The 17,213-nt window shown below is 71.1% G+C and carries 18 protein-coding genes; 12 read left to right on the top strand and 6 right to left on the bottom strand.

Annotated features, from left to right (window positions below; genetic code table 11):
* Positions 1 to 39: 39 nt before the first annotated feature.
* Genes ACH4UK_RS20035 through ACH4UK_RS20025 form a run of 3 tightly spaced genes read right to left on the bottom strand, consistent with a single transcriptional unit; the run spans position 40 to position 3,174 of the window.
* Positions 40 to 885 carry a carbohydrate ABC transporter permease gene (locus ACH4UK_RS20035; RefSeq protein WP_398357997.1) on the bottom strand — a complete coding sequence of 282 codons (846 nt, stop codon included), beginning with the start codon at positions 883 to 885 and terminating at the stop codon, positions 40 to 42.
* On the bottom strand, positions 882 to 1,865 hold the full coding sequence (locus ACH4UK_RS20030; RefSeq protein ID WP_398357995.1) for a carbohydrate ABC transporter permease: 984 nt from the start codon (positions 1,863 to 1,865) through the stop codon (positions 882 to 884). Before ACH4UK_RS20030 ends, ACH4UK_RS20035 begins: the two co-directional genes overlap by 4 nt.
* 40 nt (positions 1,866 to 1,905) lie before the next feature.
* Positions 1,906 to 3,174 carry an extracellular solute-binding protein gene (locus ACH4UK_RS20025; RefSeq protein ID WP_398357993.1) on the bottom strand — a complete coding sequence of 423 codons (1,269 nt, stop codon included), beginning with the start codon at positions 3,172 to 3,174 and terminating at the stop codon, positions 1,906 to 1,908.
* A 280-nt stretch (positions 3,175 to 3,454) separates the two neighbouring features.
* On the opposite strand from ACH4UK_RS20025, the gene ACH4UK_RS20020 reads away from it, so the two are divergent.
* The 10 genes from ACH4UK_RS20020 (at position 3,455) to ACH4UK_RS19975 (ending at position 13,113) form a co-directional block, all read left to right on the top strand.
* Positions 3,455 to 4,297, top strand: coding sequence for a GntR family transcriptional regulator (locus ACH4UK_RS20020; RefSeq protein WP_398357991.1), 843 nt, complete (start codon positions 3,455 to 3,457; stop codon positions 4,295 to 4,297).
* Positions 4,298 to 4,431: 134 nt separating this feature from the next.
* A complete protein-coding gene (locus ACH4UK_RS20015; RefSeq protein ID WP_398357989.1) occupies positions 4,432 to 5,658 on the top strand; it encodes a lactonase family protein in 1,227 nt (408 codons plus the stop codon).
* Between the two features lie 122 nt (positions 5,659 to 5,780).
* Entirely contained in the window at positions 5,781 to 6,020 is a 240-nt protein-coding gene (locus ACH4UK_RS20010) for a thiamine-binding protein (RefSeq protein WP_398358520.1), read from the top strand.
* Positions 6,017 to 6,415: a helix-turn-helix domain-containing protein gene (locus ACH4UK_RS20005; protein WP_398357987.1), complete on the top strand. Its 399-nt coding sequence runs from the start codon at positions 6,017 to 6,019 to the stop codon at positions 6,413 to 6,415. Before ACH4UK_RS20010 ends, ACH4UK_RS20005 begins: the two co-directional genes overlap by 4 nt.
* Positions 6,416 to 6,579: 164 nt before the next feature.
* The gene (gene uraD / locus ACH4UK_RS20000; protein WP_398357985.1) at positions 6,580 to 7,116 is read left to right on the top strand and encodes a 2-oxo-4-hydroxy-4-carboxy-5-ureidoimidazoline decarboxylase; all 537 of its coding nucleotides are present in this window, start codon (positions 6,580 to 6,582) and stop codon (positions 7,114 to 7,116) included.
* A 20-nt stretch (positions 7,117 to 7,136) separates the two neighbouring features.
* Entirely contained in the window at positions 7,137 to 7,526 is a 390-nt protein-coding gene (gene uraH, locus ACH4UK_RS19995) for a hydroxyisourate hydrolase (protein ID WP_398357983.1), read from the top strand.
* Between the two features lie 7 nt (positions 7,527 to 7,533).
* Entirely contained in the window at positions 7,534 to 8,457 is a 924-nt protein-coding gene (gene pucL, locus ACH4UK_RS19990) for a factor-independent urate hydroxylase (protein ID WP_398357981.1), read from the top strand.
* 68 nt (positions 8,458 to 8,525) lie between these two features.
* A complete protein-coding gene (locus tag ACH4UK_RS19985) occupies positions 8,526 to 9,929 on the top strand; it encodes a nucleobase:cation symporter-2 family protein (RefSeq protein ID WP_398357979.1) in 1,404 nt (467 codons plus the stop codon).
* A gap of 45 nt (positions 9,930 to 9,974) precedes the next feature.
* On the top strand, positions 9,975 to 11,363 hold the full coding sequence (locus ACH4UK_RS19980) for an 8-oxoguanine deaminase (RefSeq protein ID WP_398357977.1): 1,389 nt from the start codon (positions 9,975 to 9,977) through the stop codon (positions 11,361 to 11,363).
* Positions 11,364 to 11,655: 292 nt separating this feature from the next.
* Positions 11,656 to 13,113, top strand: coding sequence for a nucleobase:cation symporter-2 family protein (locus ACH4UK_RS19975; RefSeq protein ID WP_398357975.1), 1,458 nt, complete (start codon positions 11,656 to 11,658; stop codon positions 13,111 to 13,113).
* A 64-nt stretch (positions 13,114 to 13,177) separates the two neighbouring features.
* Here ACH4UK_RS19975 and ACH4UK_RS19970 read toward each other — a convergent pair whose 3' ends face one another.
* A complete protein-coding gene (locus ACH4UK_RS19970) occupies positions 13,178 to 13,999 on the bottom strand; it encodes a chitosanase (protein ID WP_398357973.1) in 822 nt (273 codons plus the stop codon).
* Positions 14,000 to 14,064: 65 nt separating this feature from the next.
* Between ACH4UK_RS19970 and ACH4UK_RS19965 the strand changes: the two genes are divergently transcribed.
* Positions 14,065 to 14,748: an alpha/beta fold hydrolase gene (locus ACH4UK_RS19965; RefSeq protein WP_398357971.1), complete on the top strand. Its 684-nt coding sequence runs from the start codon at positions 14,065 to 14,067 to the stop codon at positions 14,746 to 14,748.
* Positions 14,749 to 14,809: 61 nt separating this feature from the next.
* Here the strand turns inward: ACH4UK_RS19965 and ACH4UK_RS19960 are convergent, their stop codons facing one another.
* Together ACH4UK_RS19960 and ACH4UK_RS19955 are read right to left on the bottom strand one after the other, a co-directional pair.
* On the bottom strand, positions 14,810 to 15,187 hold the full coding sequence (locus ACH4UK_RS19960) for a VOC family protein (RefSeq protein WP_398357969.1): 378 nt from the start codon (positions 15,185 to 15,187) through the stop codon (positions 14,810 to 14,812).
* Positions 15,188 to 15,339: 152 nt separating this feature from the next.
* Positions 15,340 to 15,957 carry a TIGR03086 family metal-binding protein gene (locus ACH4UK_RS19955; RefSeq protein ID WP_398357967.1) on the bottom strand — a complete coding sequence of 206 codons (618 nt, stop codon included), beginning with the start codon at positions 15,955 to 15,957 and terminating at the stop codon, positions 15,340 to 15,342.
* 159 nt (positions 15,958 to 16,116) lie between these two features.
* Between ACH4UK_RS19955 and ACH4UK_RS19950 the strand changes: the two genes are divergently transcribed.
* Positions 16,117 to 17,109 carry a fibronectin type III domain-containing protein gene (locus ACH4UK_RS19950; RefSeq protein WP_398357965.1) on the top strand — a complete coding sequence of 331 codons (993 nt, stop codon included), beginning with the start codon at positions 16,117 to 16,119 and terminating at the stop codon, positions 17,107 to 17,109.
* Positions 17,110 to 17,213 lie beyond the last annotated feature (104 nt).

Raw genomic sequence — 17,213 nt, 5'->3', positions numbered from 1 at the left:
CGGGCGGAGGAGCGGGCGGCGGCGGGGTGTCCTGCCCGCTCAGCCCTTGACGGCGCCGGCGGCGAAGCCGGAGGTGACATGGCGCTGGAGCAGCAGGAAGATCACCAGGGCGGGCAGCGCGAAGAGGGTGGAGGCGGCCATCGTGGCGCCCCAGTCGGTGCCGAAGGTGTTCTGGAAGGACGACAGCCAGACCGGCAGGGTCCGGTTGTCCTGCTGCTTGATGATGAGGAAGTTGGCGTAGGCGAACTCGTTCCAGGCGGTGATGAAGCCGAACAGCGAGGTCGCCATCAACCCCGGGGCCAGCAGCGGCATCGCCACCCGCCAGAACGCCCCGGTCCTGGTGCAGCCGTCGACCTGTGCGGCCTCCTCCAGCTCCGGCGGGATCGTCCCGATGAAGCCGCGCAGCACCACGACCGTGAACGGCAGCGTGATCATGAAGTAGATCAGCGTCAGCGTCGGCAGCCGGTCGAGCATGTCGGTGTCCCGGGAGATGATGTAGACCGGGATGATCAGCGACTCCCACGGCGCCATCTGCGCGATGAAGATCATCAGCATGAACTGCCGCCGGCCCTTCCACCGCATCCGCGCCACGGCGTACGCCGCGCCCAGCGCCACCAGCAGCGCCAGCAGGACGGCCCCGAGCGTGACCAGGATGCTGTTGCGCCAGAACAGGGCGAACCCGTCGGCCTCCACCGCCCGTCGGAAGTGGTCGAGCGTCCAGGTGTGCGGGAAGAGCTGCGGGTCGGCGGACTGGATGTCCTTGGACGGCTTGAAGGCCGTGGAGATCATCCAGTAGACCGGGAAGAGGCAGATCACCACGGTCACGGCGGCGGCGGTGTTCAGCGGGAGCCGTCGCAGTCGGGGGCGTACGGTACGCGGGCTCATCGGGACTCGTCCTCCTGGCGGAGCATCTGGCGGAAGTAGAGGACGAGCACCCCGGACATCAGGACCACGGTGACCATCGAGGCGGCGGAACCCAGGTCGTACCGCTGGCCGGAGAGGGCCGTCTGGACCGCGTAGACCGGCAGGATCGTCGTCGCGTCGCCCGGTCCGCCCCGGGTCATCACCCAGATCTGGACGAACGCCTTGAACGTCCAGATCACCTCCAGCGAGAGGACCAGCAGAAAGATCGGCCGCAGCATCGGGAAGGTGACCGAGCGGAAGATCCGCGCCGCGCCGGCTCCGTCCAGCCGCGCCGACTCGTAGAGCTCCAGCGGCACGGTGGTCAGCGCCGAGTACAGGGTGATCGCGGCGAACGGCACCGACTGCCAGACGATCAGCGTCACCAGGATCGCGAAGGCGGCGGTCCCGTCGGCGAACCACGGATAGCGCTCGAAGGAGTCGAAGCCGAGCGAGGTCAGCGACCAGTTGACGATCCCGAACTCCGAGTGGAACAGCCACTGGAAGACCGTGGTCGCCGCCACCACCGGCATCGCCCAGGCCAGCACCAGCGAGCACAGCACCACCGTCCGCCCGATCCGGCCCAGCCGCTCCACCATCAGGGCGACCAGGGTGGCGATCACCATGATCAGGACGACGTTGATCGCCATGAACAGGAAGGTGCGGCGCACCACCTCCCAGAAGCGGGGGTCCGACAGCAGCGTCCGGTAGTTCCGAAGCCCGACGAACTCCGCGTCTCCGGCGATCAGTTGACGCAGCCGGAAGTCCTGGAACGAGATCAGCACGGCCCGCACCAGCGGGTAGACCAGCAGATAGAGCATGCCGCCCACGGCAGGGGCGACCAGGGCGTACGGCCAGAGGCCGTGCACCCTGCCCTGCGGGGACGGGTCCTTGCCCACGGCGAGGCGCGGGGCCGGGCGCCGCCGGGGTGTGCGGGGTGCGGTCCGTTGGTCGACGACCGGCACGGCACGCCTCCTTTCGTGGTCGGCGGGGGAGGGATCGCGGTCAGGAACCGGCGTTCATGGCCCGGGTGATGTCCTGCGACGCCTTCGCCGCCTCCTTCGCCGGATCGCCCCCGGTGAGCACGGCCGTCATGTAGTCCTTGATCGGGTTCTCCGCCTCGACCGCCGCCCAGCCCGGAGTGTTGGGCGTGGCGTGCCCGTTGGCCGCGCCGACCGCCATCGCCGCCGCCCCCGGGTCGTCGGCCACCGCGGAGGCCAGCGTGGTCCGGTTGGGCACATAGCTCATGGCGACGGCGAGCTTCTTCTGCCAGGTGTCCCCGGTCAGGTCCTTGATGAAGGCGACGGCCTCGTCGGGGTGGGCCGCGGCGGCCGGCACGACCAGGTCGGAGCCGCCGGTGAAGACCGCGCCCGGCGCGTCCGCGGTCTTGCCCGGGATCGGGAAGAAGGCCAGCTTGCCCTTGAGGTCGGGGTTGTTCTCGGTGATGACGTTCGCCCCGCCCGGCGTGGAGATGATCTGCGCCACCTGCCCCTGGGCCATCACCTCGGCCTGCGGCGGGTCGTCCTCGTCGGAGTCCTTGGGGCCCTTGCCGAGCGCTTGGAGCTCCTGGTAGAACGCCATGCCGCGCAGCGCCTCGGGGGTGTCCAGCGCGCCGGACCAGGTGCCGTCGGACTCGGCGGCGAGGTCGCCGCCCTCGTCCCAGACGAAGCCGGCCAGGGCGTACCACGTCTGTCCGGGCAGGTAGATGCCCTGCGTGCCGCCCTTGTTGAGCTGGGCGGTGGCATCGATCCACTGCTCACGGGTCTTGATCGCCGCCGCGTCGACGCCCGCCTTCTCGAAGAGGTCGGTGCGGTGGATGACCACCCGGTTCGCCGCGTAGTACGGGATCCCGTACTGCTTGCCCTCGTAGGACCCCGGCTCCGCCAGCCCGCTCAGCCAGTTCTCGCCGTCCAGCTCCTCGGTCCGGTCGCTGAGGTCGAGCAGTCCGCCGCTCTCCGCGAACTGCGCGACCTGGGTGTTGCCCGCCTCGATGACGTCCGGGGCGTCGTTGCTCGCCAGGGCGGCCGTGATCTTCTGGCCGATCCCGTCCCACTCCTGGATCTGGATCTTCACGTCGATCGTCGGGTGGCGCTTCTCGAAGTCCGCGGTGAACTCCTTCTGGAACCGGGCCGAGACGCTGTCGCGCATCAGCCAGACGTCCACCGTCGTCCGGCCGTCCCCGTTCCCGGAGTCCGATCCGGACGACGAACTACAGGCACTGAGCGCGGCGGTCAGGAAGAGCGCGGACCCACCGGCAAGCAAGCGGTACTTCACGGTTCACCTCGGAAGCAGAACTGATCTGACGGACCTGACCTGACCTGACCACCTGACCAGTGGGGTGCACTGGACAGCTCACCTCTCGATGGGGGTTGAAGGTGGCATAGACCAATGAGGTCGTCAACCCCTTGCGTACAAAGGGGATTTGGTGATCTGTGCGTAACGAGATCGCTTTTGTGTTCCCGGGGAGGCGCTACACTTCACCTGACCAGCAGGCCGGTTCGGCTGGACTGGTAGTCAACTGGTAAGGAAAACCGACCCGTCGGGAGGGGAACGCGTGGACGCGGACGTGCCGGGGACGGTGCTCAAACGGGAGCGCACCCGCGATGCGGTACTGGAGCTGATCGAGTCGCGCAGCCCCGGGGACGCCATCCCCTCGGAGCGCGCCCTGTGCGCCCTGCTCGGCGTGTCGCGGCCCACCGTGCGCGCGGCGGCCGACGAGCTGGTCGCCGCCGGGCTCCTGGTGCGCGAACACGGGCGGGGCATGTTCGTCGCCCCCGCCAAGATCACCCAGGAGCTGGTCGCCGGGGACCGGGCGCTGAGCGTGCCCCGGGCGGCGGGCGCCTGGTCGAGCCGGCTGCTGGAGTTCACCACGCTCCAGGCGGGCGCCCGGGTCGGCCGCAAGCTGCGGATGTCGCCCGCCGCCGAGATCGTCTACGTGGCGCGACTGCGCCTGGTCGACGGTGCGCCGATGGCCATCGAGCATCTGCACATCCGGGCCGAGCTGGTGCCGGGCCTCAGTGCGCAGGAGCTGGAGAGCGGCGACCTGTACGAGCATCTGCGGGGCACCCACGGCGTGCACGTCCACGAGGCGGTCCAGGCGATCGAGCCCACGGTCGTCTCCCGCGCCGAGGCCCGGCTGCTCGACGTCCCCGAGCTGTCCCCCGCGCTGCTCTTCGAGCGGCTGACCTCCGACACCACGGGCCGCCCGGTGGAGTACGTCCACTCGCTCTACCGGGGCGATCGCTACCGGATCGTCTCCCGGCTCGCGCTGGGCCCGGCGGCCGAGGTCGCCCCCGACCGGGAGGGCCACCACCACCCGGGCATCCCGCCCGGGGATTTCGCGCACGGCGACGCCATCGCCTCCTCGACCAGGGGAGACATCCAGGCCGGCGGCTGACCCGGCCTCAGTTCCCGGCCCCGGCCCCGTTGCACAGGATGCAACTCTTGTTGCACCTCTTGCCCGGGGGGCCTCGGCGGGCCAGGGTGGCGGACACATCCGGAGCAGCCGAACCCCCACCCGAGGTGCCTCGCATGAACGCAGCCCCCCACCCGAACTCCGCCCCCGGTCACCCCGCTCCCGCGTCCGGTCCGCCCAGCCGGCGCAGCCTCCTCGGCGGTCTGCTGGCGGGGGCCGCCCTGGCCGCCGCCCCCGCCCTCGCCGCGCCCGCCCCGGCCGCGGCCCGCCCGGCCCCGGCCCCCACGCCGGCCGCCGCCCCGCGCGCCACCCGCCCGCTGCTCCTCGGCACGTACACCTCCGAGGCGGGAGGCGGCACGGGCATCGGCACCGCCGCGTACGACACCGGCACCGGCGCGATCATCCCCGGGCCGACGATCAGCGGCGTCGAGAACCCCTCGTACCTGGCCCTGCACCCCTCCGGCGCCACCGTCTACGCGGTCGCCGAGCAGGACGCGGGCGCGGTCACCGCCGTGGCGCTCGCGCCGGACGGGACGTACGAGGTGCTCGGCAGCCGCCCCACCGGCGGCTCCGGCCCCACCCACCTCTGCGTCCACCCGTCCGGAGACTGGCTGCTGAGCGCGAACTACTCCTCCGGCAGCGTCGCCGTCCACCCGATCGCGCAGGACGGCTCGCTGGGGGAGCGCACCGACCTGGTCACCCACAGCTCTCCGCCGCCCGGACCCGGCCAGGGCGGGCCGCACGCCCACCAGGTCGTCACCGCCCCCGACGGCGGCCACGTCCTCGCCGTCGACCTGGGCACCGACACCGTGTACACCTACCGGCTCGACGCGACCGCCGGGACGCTCGGCGAGGTCTCCCGCGCCGCTCTGGAGCCCGGCTCCGGCCCCCGTCATCTGGCCTTCCACCCGGGCGGGCGCTTCGCCTACCTGGCCTGCGAGCTGGACAACACCCTGGTCGTCTGCGCCTACGACCCCGCCACCGGCGCCCTCACCCCGGGCCCGGGGCAGTCCACGGGCACGGGATCGGGCACCAGCTACCCCGCCCAGCCGGTGGTCACCGGCGACGGGGCGTACGTCTACCTCGCCAACCGGGGCCACAACAGCCTCACCCGCTATGCCGTGGAGGACGACGGGGCGGCCCTGCGACTGCTGGACACCGTGCCCGTCGGCGGCGACTGGCCCCGCCAGCTCGCCCTGTCCCCGGACGGCTCCCTGCTCCTCGCCGCGAACCAGCGCTCCTCCACCGTCACCGTCTTCGGGGTCGGTTCCGACGGCTCGCTGAGCGCCGTGGGCGACCCCTTCCCGGCGCCGGTCGCGGTCTGCGTGCTGCCGCTCCCGTGACCGCGGCCCTCGGGGCCCCGCACGCACCGGGGCGGGGCCCCTTCCAGCGGTTACAGTCGTGGCCGAGCCGCGGGAGCCCGCACCCGGGGCGAGGAGACCATGGAGGCACAGTGCGCTTGAGGGTGGAATTCACCACCGAGCCGTTCGATCTCGACGAGGCGCCCACCCACGCGGTGGTGGCCCGCGAGGTGATCCAGAGCGCCGGGCTGGACGCCGTGGACGTCGGCCCCTTCGGCAACACCGCGGAAGGGGGCGCGGACGAGGTGCTCACCGCCGTGGACTCGCTGCTGCGCCAGGCCCTGGCCTCGGGCGCCACCCGGGTCTCGCTCCAGGTCAACGTGATCGGGGAGGACGCACAGTGACCGAATCCGTCGATCACTCCCCGTCCATGGCCGATCACCCTCTCGTCTCCGCGGTCAAGCCGCTCGTCGACGCGATGGGCGCGGAACTGATGGGTCCCGAGCAGGCCGAGCCGGACGATGTGGTGCTCGCCTGGGAGGGCCGGGACGTCATAGCCGTACGCCTGCCCCAGCTCTCCGACTCGCTGGACCACATCCTGGCCGCGATGGAGCGGCGGCACGGGATGCCGCTCGCTGACCTGGACCGCAAGGCCAAGCAGAGCGTCGTCCGGACGCTGGAGGCACGCGGTGCCTTCTCGGTGCGGCACGGAGTGGAGACCGTCGCGAGCGCCCTGGGCGTCTCCCGGTTCACCGTGTACAACTATCTGAACCGGGAACATTCGGCCAAGGGTGAGTAGTTGGCCGAACCCGCCGAACGCACCGGAAAGCCGCCGTCCGCATGTCGGGACGGCGGCTTTCTTCGTTCGCGAGATTTCAACAAAGTGTTGACGTCGTGTTGCGGAGGGCGTTAGCTATCCGCAGCCCGAACAACGCACAGCGAAAAACAGCCACGGAGGCTCCCGTGACTTCGAGCTCCACACCGGGCCTCACCCGGTTCAACACCCTGGCGGACGGCGAGGCCACCCCCGCACTGCACGAGGTATGTGCCAGTGCGACCTGGGGAGACACCCTCCTCGCCGGGCGTCCGTACGCCACCGAAGAAGCCCTGCTCTCCGCGAGCGACGCCGCCACGGCGAAGCTCACCGCGGAGGATCTGGCCGAAGCGATGGCCGGCCACCCGCCGATCGGCCGCCCGAAGCCCGGGGACCCGACCTCCTCCCGCGAGCAGCGGGGGATGGCCGGCGCCTCCGAGGAGCTCAAGACCGAGATGCTCGAACTGAACCTGGCCTACCAGGAGCGGTTCGGACATGTCTTCCTGATCTGCGCCACCGGCGCCACCGGTGAGCAGATGCGCGACGCGGTGAAGTCCCGGATCGGGAACTCGCCCGAGCAGGAGCGAGAGATCGTGCGCACCGAACTGGGCAAGATCAACCGCATCCGGCTGACCCGTCTCGTACGGGAGACCCTCGCCGAGGGCGCTTCCGCACAGGACTCTTGAGATCTAGGAGAGTGACGGTCTTGAGTACCGACACGACCGCATCGGTGTCCACCCACATCCTGGACACCAGCATCGGCCGCCCCGCCGCGCACGTCGCCGTCTCGCTCGCCGCCCGCAGCGGCAGCGACGCGCCGTACGTGACGCTCGGAGCGTCCGCGACCGATGCGGACGGGCGCTGCAAGGACCTCCCGGCACTGCCGGAGGGCACCACCCACGTGCGTCTCGACTTCGACACCGAGACGTACTTTTCCAAGAAGCAAGCCGAGGCGCAGCAGGACGCCCCCCGCGTAAGGGACAGCGGCGCGTTCTTCCCGGAGGTGACCATCGCGTTCGCGGTGGTCCCGGGCGAGCACTATCACGTACCGCTGCTGCTCAACCCGTTCGGCTACTCCGTTTACCGAGGGAGCTAGCACCGACATGCCCACGATTCTCGGCCAGAACCAGTACGGCAAAGCAGAGAACCGCGTCGTCAAGATAACGCGGGACGGCGACACCCATCACATCAAGGACCTGAACGTCTCGGTCGCCCTCTCCGGCGACATGGACGATGTGCACTACTCCGGCTCCAACGCCAACGTCTTGCCGACCGACACCACCAAGAACACGGTGTTCGCGTTCGCCAAGGAGCACGGGATCGAGTCCGCCGAGCAGTTCGGCATCCACCTCGCCCGGCACTTCGTCTCCTCGCAGGAGCCGATCCACCGCGCCCGGATCCGGATCGAGGAGTACAGCTGGGAGCGCATCGCGACCTCGGACGGCAACTCGAAGTTCATCGGCGCCGACGAGGTCAGGCACTCCTTCGCCCGCAAGGGCATGGAGACCCGCGTCTCCCAGATCACCTACGACGGTGAGAACTGGGAGGTCATCTCGGGCCTCAAGGACCTCACGGTGATGAACTCGACCAACTCCGAGTTCTGGGGCTACGTCAAGGACCGGTACACCACGCTCAAGGAGGCGTACGACCGCATCCTGGCGACGGACGTCTCGGCCCGCTGGCGCTACAACTGGACCAGCGACGAGCAGCGCATGCCGAACTGGGAGAAGTCCTACGAGCAGGCGCGCAAGCACATGCTCCAGGCCTTCGCCGAGACGTACTCCCTCTCGCTCCAGCAGACCCTGTACCAGATGGGTTCGCGCATTATCAACAGCCGGAGCGAGATCGACGAGATCCGCTTCTCGCTGCCGAACAACCACCACTTCCTGGTGGACCTCGAACCGTTCGGCCTCAAGAACGACAACGAGGTCTACTTCGCGGCGGACCGTCCCTACGGTCTGATCGAGGCCACCGTGCTCCGGGACGGCGTCGAGCCGCGGATCCCGGTCGACATGACCAACCTCTGACGCGGTACTGAACCGGCCCCCGTCCGCGCAACGACGGGCGGGGGCCGGTCATCCCGGAGGGAACACCCATGGCACAGCCTGCAACGGGGCCGGCAGAAGCCCCAGGTAAAACCTCGCCGACCACCGCTGCCGACACGGCGGTTCACCCGGTCGACGAGAAGCTTCCTCCCGCGCGGCTCTTCCCCGCAGCGCTCCAGCACATCGCCGCCATGTACGCGGGCGTCGTCACCCCTCCGCTGATCATCGGCCAGGCCGTCGGCCTGGACACCGCCGGCATGACCCGGCTCATCGCGGCGAGCCTCCTGATCGCCGGACTCGCCACCATCCTGCAGACCGTCGGCCTCGGCCGATTCGCCGGCAACCGGCTCCCCTTCGTCAACGCCGCCTCCTCCGCCGGGATCGCGCCGATGCTCGCCATCGCCGAGACCAGCGCACCGGGCCACCAACTGCCCGCGATCTACGGGGCGGTGCTCGTCGCCGGAGTCTTCTGTCTGGCCGTCGGCCCCTTCTTCGGCCGACTGCTGCGCTTCTTCCCGCCGCTCGTCACCGGCGTGGTCATCACCCTCATCGGCGTCACTCTCATGCCCGTGCCCGTCGCCTGGGCGCAGGGCGGCGACGCCACCGCCGACGACTTCGGCGCCATGAAGTACCTGGCGCTGGCCGCCTTCACGCTCGTCGTCATCCTGCTCATCCAGCGCTTCGGCCGCGGCTTCCTCAAGCAAGTGGCCCTGCTCATGGGCATGTTCGTCGGCACGCTGGCCGCGATCCCGTTCGGACTCGCCGACTTCTCCGCGCTGAAGTCCGCACCGCTCGCCGCCCTGCCGACCCCCTTCGCCTTCGGCGCGCCGGAGTTCCACCCCGCCGCGATCCTCTCCCTCTGCATCGTCATGCTCGTGCTGATGACGGAGTCCTCGGCCGGGATGCTCGCCCTCGGCGAGATCTGCGACCGCCGCACCGACGGCCGCACCATCACCCGCGGACTGCGCACCGACGGCATCGCGACCCTCCTGGGCCCGGTCTTCGGCGGCTTTCCCACCAGCGCCTTCGCCCAGAACGTCGGCGTCGTCTCGCTGACCCGGGTACGCAGCCGGTACGTCGTCGCCGCGGCGGGCGGCGCCCTGCTGGTCCTCGGCGCCTTCCCGGTGCTCGGCGCGGTCGTCTCGCTCGTGCCGATGCCCGTCCTCGGCGGCGCCGGCATCGTCCTCTTCGGCTCCATCGCGGTCAGCGGCATCCGTACGCTCTCCGAGGCCGGGCTCGACGACAGCTCCAACATCATCCTGGTCGCGGTGGCGCTCGGCGCGGGCATCATCCCGCTCGCCGCGCCCACCTTCTACGCCGGATTCCCGGCGTGGGCGCAGACCGTCCTCGGCTCCGGGATCAGTGCGGGAGCACTGGTCGCGGTCCTGCTCAACCTGTTCTTCCACCATCTCGGCACCCACAGCCGCACCGCTGTGGCACTCAAATCCTCCTAGGGTCCTGCCGTGCCCACATCGCCACAGAAAGAAGAAGGAAGCACCATGGCAGCTTCGGCAGACCCTCAGCGCATCATCATCGAGAACTGTTCGATCGCCACCGTCGACGCCCACGACACGGAGTACGCGTCCGGGTACATCGTCGTGGCGGACAACCGCATCGAGTCCGTCGGCGCCGGCAAGGCGCCGGAGGGCCTGTCCGGCGTCGTCCGCCGCATCGACGGCACCGGACACCTGGCGACGCCCGGCCTGGTCAACACCCACCACCACTTCTACCAGTGGATCACCCGGGGCCTGGCCACCGACCACAACCTCTTCAACTGGCTGGTCGCCCTCTACCCGACCTGGGCGCGCATCGACGAGCCGATGGCCCGCGCCGCCGCGCAGGGCTCGCTCGCCATGATGGCCCGCGGCGGCGTCACCACCGCCATGGACCACCACTACGTCTTCCCGAAGGACTCCGGCGACCTGTCCGGCGCGATCATCGGCGCCGCCCGTGACATGGGCGTGCGGTTCACCCTCGCCCGGGGCTCCATGGACCGCAGCGAGAAGGACGGCGGCCTGCCCCCGGACTTCGCCGTCGAGACCCTCGAGGGCGCGCTCGCCGCCACCGAGGCCACCATCGACGCCCACCACGACGCCTCCTTCGACGCCATGACCCAGGTCGCCGTAGCACCCTGCTCGCCCTTCTCCGTGTCCACCGAACTGATGCGCCAGGGCGCCGAGTTGGCCCGCCGCAAGAACGTACGGCTGCACACCCACGGCTCGGAGACCGTCGAGGAGGAGCAGTTCTGCAAGGAACTGTTCGGGATGGGCCCGACCGACTACTTCGAGTCCACCGGCTGGCTCGGCAGCGACGTGTGGATGGCGCACTGCGTCCACATGAACGACTCCGACATCGCCGCCTTCGCCCGTACCGGAACGGGCGTCGCCCACTGCCCGTCCTCCAACGCCCGCCTCGCCGCGGGCATCGCCCGGGTCCCCGACATGCTCGCCGCCGGCGTTCCGGTCGGCCTCGGCGTGGACGGCACCGCCTCCAACGAGTCCGGCGAACTGCACACCGAGCTGCGCAACGCCCTGCTCATCAACCGCCTCGGCGCCCACCGCGAGGCCGCCCTGAACGCCCGTCAGGCCCTGCGCCTGGGGACCTTCGGCGGAGCCCAGGTCCTGGGCCGCGCCGACCAGATCGGCTCCCTGGAGGCCGGCAAGCTCGCCGACCTCGTCCTGTGGAAGCTGGACACCCTGGCCCACTCCTCGATCGCCGACCCGGTGACCGCGCTCATCTTCGGCGCGGCCGCCCCGGTGACCCTCTCCCTCGTCGACGGCAAGCCGGTCGTCGAGGGCAACCACCTCACCACGGTGGACGAGGACGCCATCGCCCGTGTCACCCGCGACGAGGCACGCCGCCTCGCGCAGATCGCCGCCGGAGCCTGACTCCTCGCGGTATCCCCGACCGGCCGGTCGAGGGGGACGGCCCGAGACCGGCCGCCGTGGACCCGAGCGGGGTCCACGGCAGCCGGTCCGGCTGACGCGCGCATGGTGCGCGTCCGCCGGACCGGTGATGAACGCTGCCCGCACACACCCCCCGTGCGCGCCCCCCCGCACCCCCCTCTGCACCACCTGCACGCCCTGCACCACCTGTGAGAGCCGCACCACCGCACCACTTACGCACCACCTCCCTGAACCCCACGTCGCCGACGACGTGTAACCGACCGGAGGAACCGCCGTGGCCGCTGAGCCCAGGTTTCGCAAAGACGCAGATGCAGCCGCCCCCGACCCGACGGCCGATACCGTCGAAGAAGCGGGGGTCGACCGGAAACACCCGGTCGACCAGACCCTCCCCCCGCTGAAGATGTTCACCAGCGGCCTCCAGCACGTGGCCGCCATGTACGCGGGCGTGGTGGCCCCGCCGCTCATCGTGGGGCCGGCCGTCGGCCTCACCGCCAAGGAGACCGCCTTCCTGATGGGGGCGAGTCTGTTCACCGCGGGGATAGCCACCCTGCTCCAGACCATCGGCTTCTGGCGGGTGGGCGCCCGGCTGCCCTTCGTGAACGGTGTCTCGTTCGCCGGGGTGGCCCCGATGATCGCGATAGGCAAGGACCGGGGGCACGACGGGATAGCCGTCATCTTCGGCGCGATCATCGTCGCGAGCCTGCTCGGCTTCTTCGTCGCCCCCTACTTCGGCAAACTGGTCCGCTTCTTCCCACCCGTCGTCACCGGCACCGTGATCACCCTGATCGGCGTATCGCTCCTGCCGGTCGCCTTCAACTGGTCCCAGGGCGGCAACGCCACGGCGGACGACTACGGTTCGATGACCAACATCACCATGGCCGCGGTGACCCTGGTGATCGTGCTGGCCATGCGCAAACTGCTGCGCGGCTTCCTCCAGCAGATCGCGATCCTGCTCGGCCTGGTCCTCGGCACGCTGATCGCCATCCCGGCCGGCATCACCGACTTCGGCGCCATCAAGGACGCCGACGTGGTGGGCTTCCCGACGCCGTTCGCCTTCGGCGCACCGCAGTTCGAGATCGCCGCCATCATCTCCATGTGCATCGTGATGCTGGTCTGCATGACCGAGTCCACCGCGGACATGCTGGCCCTCGGCAAGATCGTCGGCCGCCCGGCGGACGAGAAGATCATCGAGGGCGGTCTGCGCGCCGACACCCTCGGCAGCGCCATCAGCCCGTTCTTCAACGGCTTCATGTGCAGCGCCTTCGCCCAGAACGTCGGCCTCGTCGCCATGACGAAGATCCGCAGCCGCTTCGTCGTCGCGGTGGGCGGCGTGATCCTGATCGTCCTCGGCCTGGTCCCGGTCGCCGCCTCGGTCATCGCCCTGGTGCCGCTGCCGGTGCTCGGCGGAGCGGGCATCGTCCTGTTCGGCACGGTCGCGGCCAGCGGCATCCAGACCCTGGCCACCGCCGCCCTGGAGAAGGGCGAGAACGCCCTGATCGTGGCGGCGGCCATCGGCATCGGCCTGATCCCGATCGCCGCGCCGCAGTTCTACCACGCCTTCCCCGAGGACCTGCTGGTCGTCCTCGACTCGGGCATCTCCACCGGCTGTGTGGTGGCGATCGTGCTGAACCTCGCCTTCAACCACTTCGGCCGCGGCGCGGACGTGGAGGACGAGGAGACGGCCGACGGCGAACACGTGGTCCCGGCGGCCGCGGGGGTGGGCGTCCACTGACGGATCCGCTCCCGCAGCCCGGTGAAGCCCCGCGTCCCGCGCGGGGCTTCGGCCGCTCCCGGGGTCAGCCCTTCTCGATGCGGTAGCCGTCCCCGTACACCTTCCACCGCAACGGCGTCTCCAGCCGGAGCCTGCCCTCGCGGACGAAGACGCGTTGGGCCGTCTCCACCCGGCTGGTGTCGGTGTGCGAGGGCTCCTTGCCGATCGCGGCGACCCGGGCATCGAGGAACGCGTTCAGATACGCCTTCTCGTCGCCGCCCCGCGCGGGCGTCCGGGCCGCCGCCATCGCCTCGCGGCGCATCGTGGCGAACCCGACCGTGCCCTGCGTGTCGCCCGCTCCGTGCATCACGTACGCGTCGTAGTAGATGAACTGGCCCAGTGCGCCGAGCCCGTCCTTCCCGGCCTGCCGCACCGCCGGGTCGAAGTACGCGGCGTCGCGCTCCGCGTCCTGCGCCGCACGGAAGGCGGGGTCCGACGCCGCCTCGGCCCAGGCCTTCGTGAACGGCTCACCGAGCCCCGTGTGCGCGGCGCTGCCCTCCACCGCGCGCAGTGCCGGAAGGAACCGCTCCAGCGGATTGCCGGGGCGCGCCTTCGCGTACCGCGCCACGACCTGCGTCATGTCCCCGGTGCCGGAACAGAACCCGATGATGCCCGCCGTGTACCCCCGGCCGTCCCCGATGTCCTCGATGTACGGGTACTGCGCCTCCCAGTCCAGGGAGGAGTTCTCCGCGCTGGAGACCAGCTGCATGGCGATCCGCTTCTTCGCCGGGTCGGCCAGCCCCGCGTCCGGGGAACCGTCGGCGGACCCGGAGCAGCCGGTCAGGGCGGCGGCCGTGAGGAGCGTGGCGGCGAGGGGCAGGCGCAGGGCGCGGACGATGTGCTTCACCCGCCCAGCCTGCCAGGCCGGGGGCACGGAGCCGACCGGTTCCCGTCGGCTGTAGCGTCGGGGGCATGGAAGATCAGTCTGTTGTGGATGTCGGCGATGTGCGCCTCGCGTACCGGACCTGGGGCGACGCGTTCGGCTCGCCCGTCGTGCTGCTGCACGGCCTCGGCGGTTCGGCCGCGAACTGGGAGGCGGCCGGCACCCTGCTGGGCCAGGAGTGGCGGGTCTTCGCCCTGGACCTGCGCGGTCACGGCGAGAGCGACTGGCCCGACGACTACGCCCTGGACCTGATGGCCGAGGACGTCGTGGGCTTCCTCGACGAGCTGGAACTGGACCGGGTCGGTCTGGTCGGCCACGGCATGGGCGGCGTCGTCGCCCGGCTGGTGGCCCAGGAGCACTCCGACCGGGTGGAGCGACTGGTGCTGGTGGAGACCCCGGCCCCGTTCCCCGGCGACCCTGGTCCGGCGGGGCGGGCCGAGGGCCCGGTGGACTACGACGAGAACGCGGTGCCCGCCGTACGGGACCAGCTCGCCGACCCCGGCCCGGACGCGGACGAGGGCCTGGGCGACATCGTGTCCCCGACGCTGATCATCACCGGCGGTCCGGAGAGCCGCATGCCGCAGGAGCGCCAGGCCGATGTGGCCTCCCTGATCCCGGACTGCCGGCTGATCACGGTCCCCGGCGGCCACCGGATGCACGAGACCCGGGCCGACCAGGTGGCCGCGCACATCACGGAGTTCTTCACCAGCTGAGACGCCGGAACCCCGGCGGCGCCCGACCCGTGCGGGCCGCGTGCGCGCCCGGGTGCGGCGGTCAGGCCCGGATGATCCTGCGGACCAGTTCCGGGGTCCACTCGACGTACTCGATCTCCGCTCCGTCCGCGTGGCGGGCGTAGAGGAACCGCCCCGTGGGACCACCGGTCGCCGGAGTGGTGAGTGTGGCGCCGGCGGACTTCAGCGTGGCCTGCAGGGCGTCCAGGTCGTCGACGACGACCGTCGCGGAGGCGTGGCCGTACCGCGCGCGCTCCTCGGCCGGGCCCGCGATGACCAGGAAGTTCCCGATGGCGGCGAGGGCGACCTCGTGGAAGGCCATGCGCAGGTGGGGCTGCTCGCCGGTGAGCTCCTCCAGCAGGGGCAGCGCGCGGTCGAGGTCCTCGGTCCAGAGGCGTGCGTACGTGGTGAGGATGGTCATGAGGGTGCTCCCAGCCGTCTCTTCCCGTGTCCCGGAAACCGTAGGCGAGCGGGGAGCCGGCGCGGAAGAACGCACTTTTCGGTGAGAGAGGCACCTGGACGAAACCGAGGGGGCGCGGCGCGGCCCGCCGACGCCGGCGGGCCCCACCCGCTTCAGCTGTTCGGCCGCCAGTCCGGACGGCGGCCGCTGAGGCCGATCACCCGGTCCAGCAGCGGGGCGTCGTCCGGCACGGTGACGGGCGGCCCGAAGAGGGTGTCCTCGCCGGGGTCGCCATCGACCGGGGCGAGCAGGGCCGCGCAGAACCGCAGCTCGGCCGCCCCCGGTGCGTACGGCTGACCGGTCGAGCGGGCCAGGTCCCAGCCGTGGACGACGAGTTCGTTGAGCGCGACGGCCCCGGCCACCTCGCCGGGCAGCTCCACCCCGCCCGCCCGGGTCATGCCGGTCCAGGCGGCGGGCGAGCGCCAGGCCGCCGCGACCTCCGCCAGCCGCCGGGGCAGCACCTCACGCCAGTCGTCGTCCAGGACGGGGAGGGCGGCGTCCGGCGAGACGGCGGTGCTCGGCCCGAGATCCTTGTGGGCGGCGTCGCGGAAGGCCGCGGTCAGTCCGCCGAGATGGCCGAGCAACTCCCGTACGGCGTAGTCGGGGCAGGGGGTCGGGCCGTCCAGCCGGCCGTCGTCGACCGAAGAGAGCAGCTCGGTGATCCGCCGGGCGGCCGGCTCCAGGTCGGGCAGGGCGGCGGCACCCGGTACGGGGGTCTCTTGCGTATCCATACAGGGAAGACCCCGCCACCCCCGAAAACTCATCGGCCCACGGACCGGCCGGGCCACGGGGCGGCCGGCGCAACCCGGCACATAGCGGAAGGTTCCCGGCCGGACTCTTGTCGGAGGACCCCACGCCATGTCATACAGGTCTGGACCATTGCTGTCCGGATGGAAGGCACCCCCGTGCAACGCCCCCACATATCTGCCGCGTTGGCCTGTTCCGCCGCTCTGCTCCTCGCCACCCTCACCGCCTGCGGCGGTGCCGCCGACGCCGACACACAGCGCCCCAGCACCCCCGAGGGCGTGACCGCCCAGGCCAGCAGCTCCACCTCGGTGCACGTCATGTGGGATCCGGCCTCCGACAACAAGGCGATCACCGGCTACGAGGTCTACCGGGAGAAGACCAAGGTCAGATCCGTTCCGGCGACCAAGCACATGATCGACGTCGACGGGCTGGCGGCCGCCACGGACTACACCTTCACCGTCCGGTCCAAGGACGCCGCCGGAAACCTCTCCGCGCCCAGCACCGTCGTGCCCGTCACCACGCAGGCCACCCCGCCCGAGGACGACGAACCCCCCGCCGTCCCCGCGAAACTGACCGGAACCGCCGAGGGCGGCCGCGCGGCGACCCTGACCTGGCGGGCGGCCAAGGACGACGTCGGCGTCACCTCGTACGACATCTACCAGGAGGACTCCCGGATCCACAGCGTGCCGGGCACCGCGACCACGGCGAAGGTGACGGGCCTGCGCCCCGGAACCGTCTACACCTTCACCGTCCGGGCCCGGGACGCCTCCGACAAGTCCTCGCCCGACAGCAACGCCGTCGACCTCACCACCGCCCCGGCCGCCGGCGCGCCCGCGAGCACTGCCCCCACCGGACTGCGCACCGAGGTCGGCAAGGAGGGCGCCGAGTTCACCCTCGATCTTTCCTGGGACCAGCCCGAGACGGGCGGCGTGATCCCCGCCTACGAGCTCCATCTGAACGGAAAGCTGACCACGACCATCGTGTGGGGCGGTACGCCTCCCCAGGGCCGCGCCACCTACCGGCTGAACCTTCCGGACCCGGCGGGCACCCGCTATTCGGTGAAGCTCAGGGCCAAGCTTCCGGACGGCAAGTGGGGGGACTTCTCGGCCCAGCGGACCGTCGTCCTGACGGACTGACCCCTCGGGACTCCGCCTCCCAGGCATGCGGCGGCCCGCCCCCCATGGTCCATTGATCCCAGAACCTCGCAGCAGCGCACCACGAGGGATCAAAGGACCGAAGG

Origin of the sequence: Streptomyces sp. NPDC020884, from assembly GCF_044333935.1 — a bacterium.
In the GTDB taxonomy this organism is placed as follows: Bacteria; Actinomycetota; Actinomycetes; order Streptomycetales; family Streptomycetaceae; genus Streptomyces.
Note: the sequence above shows the minus strand (reverse complement) of the source record. Positions and strands in the feature narration are given on the sequence as shown.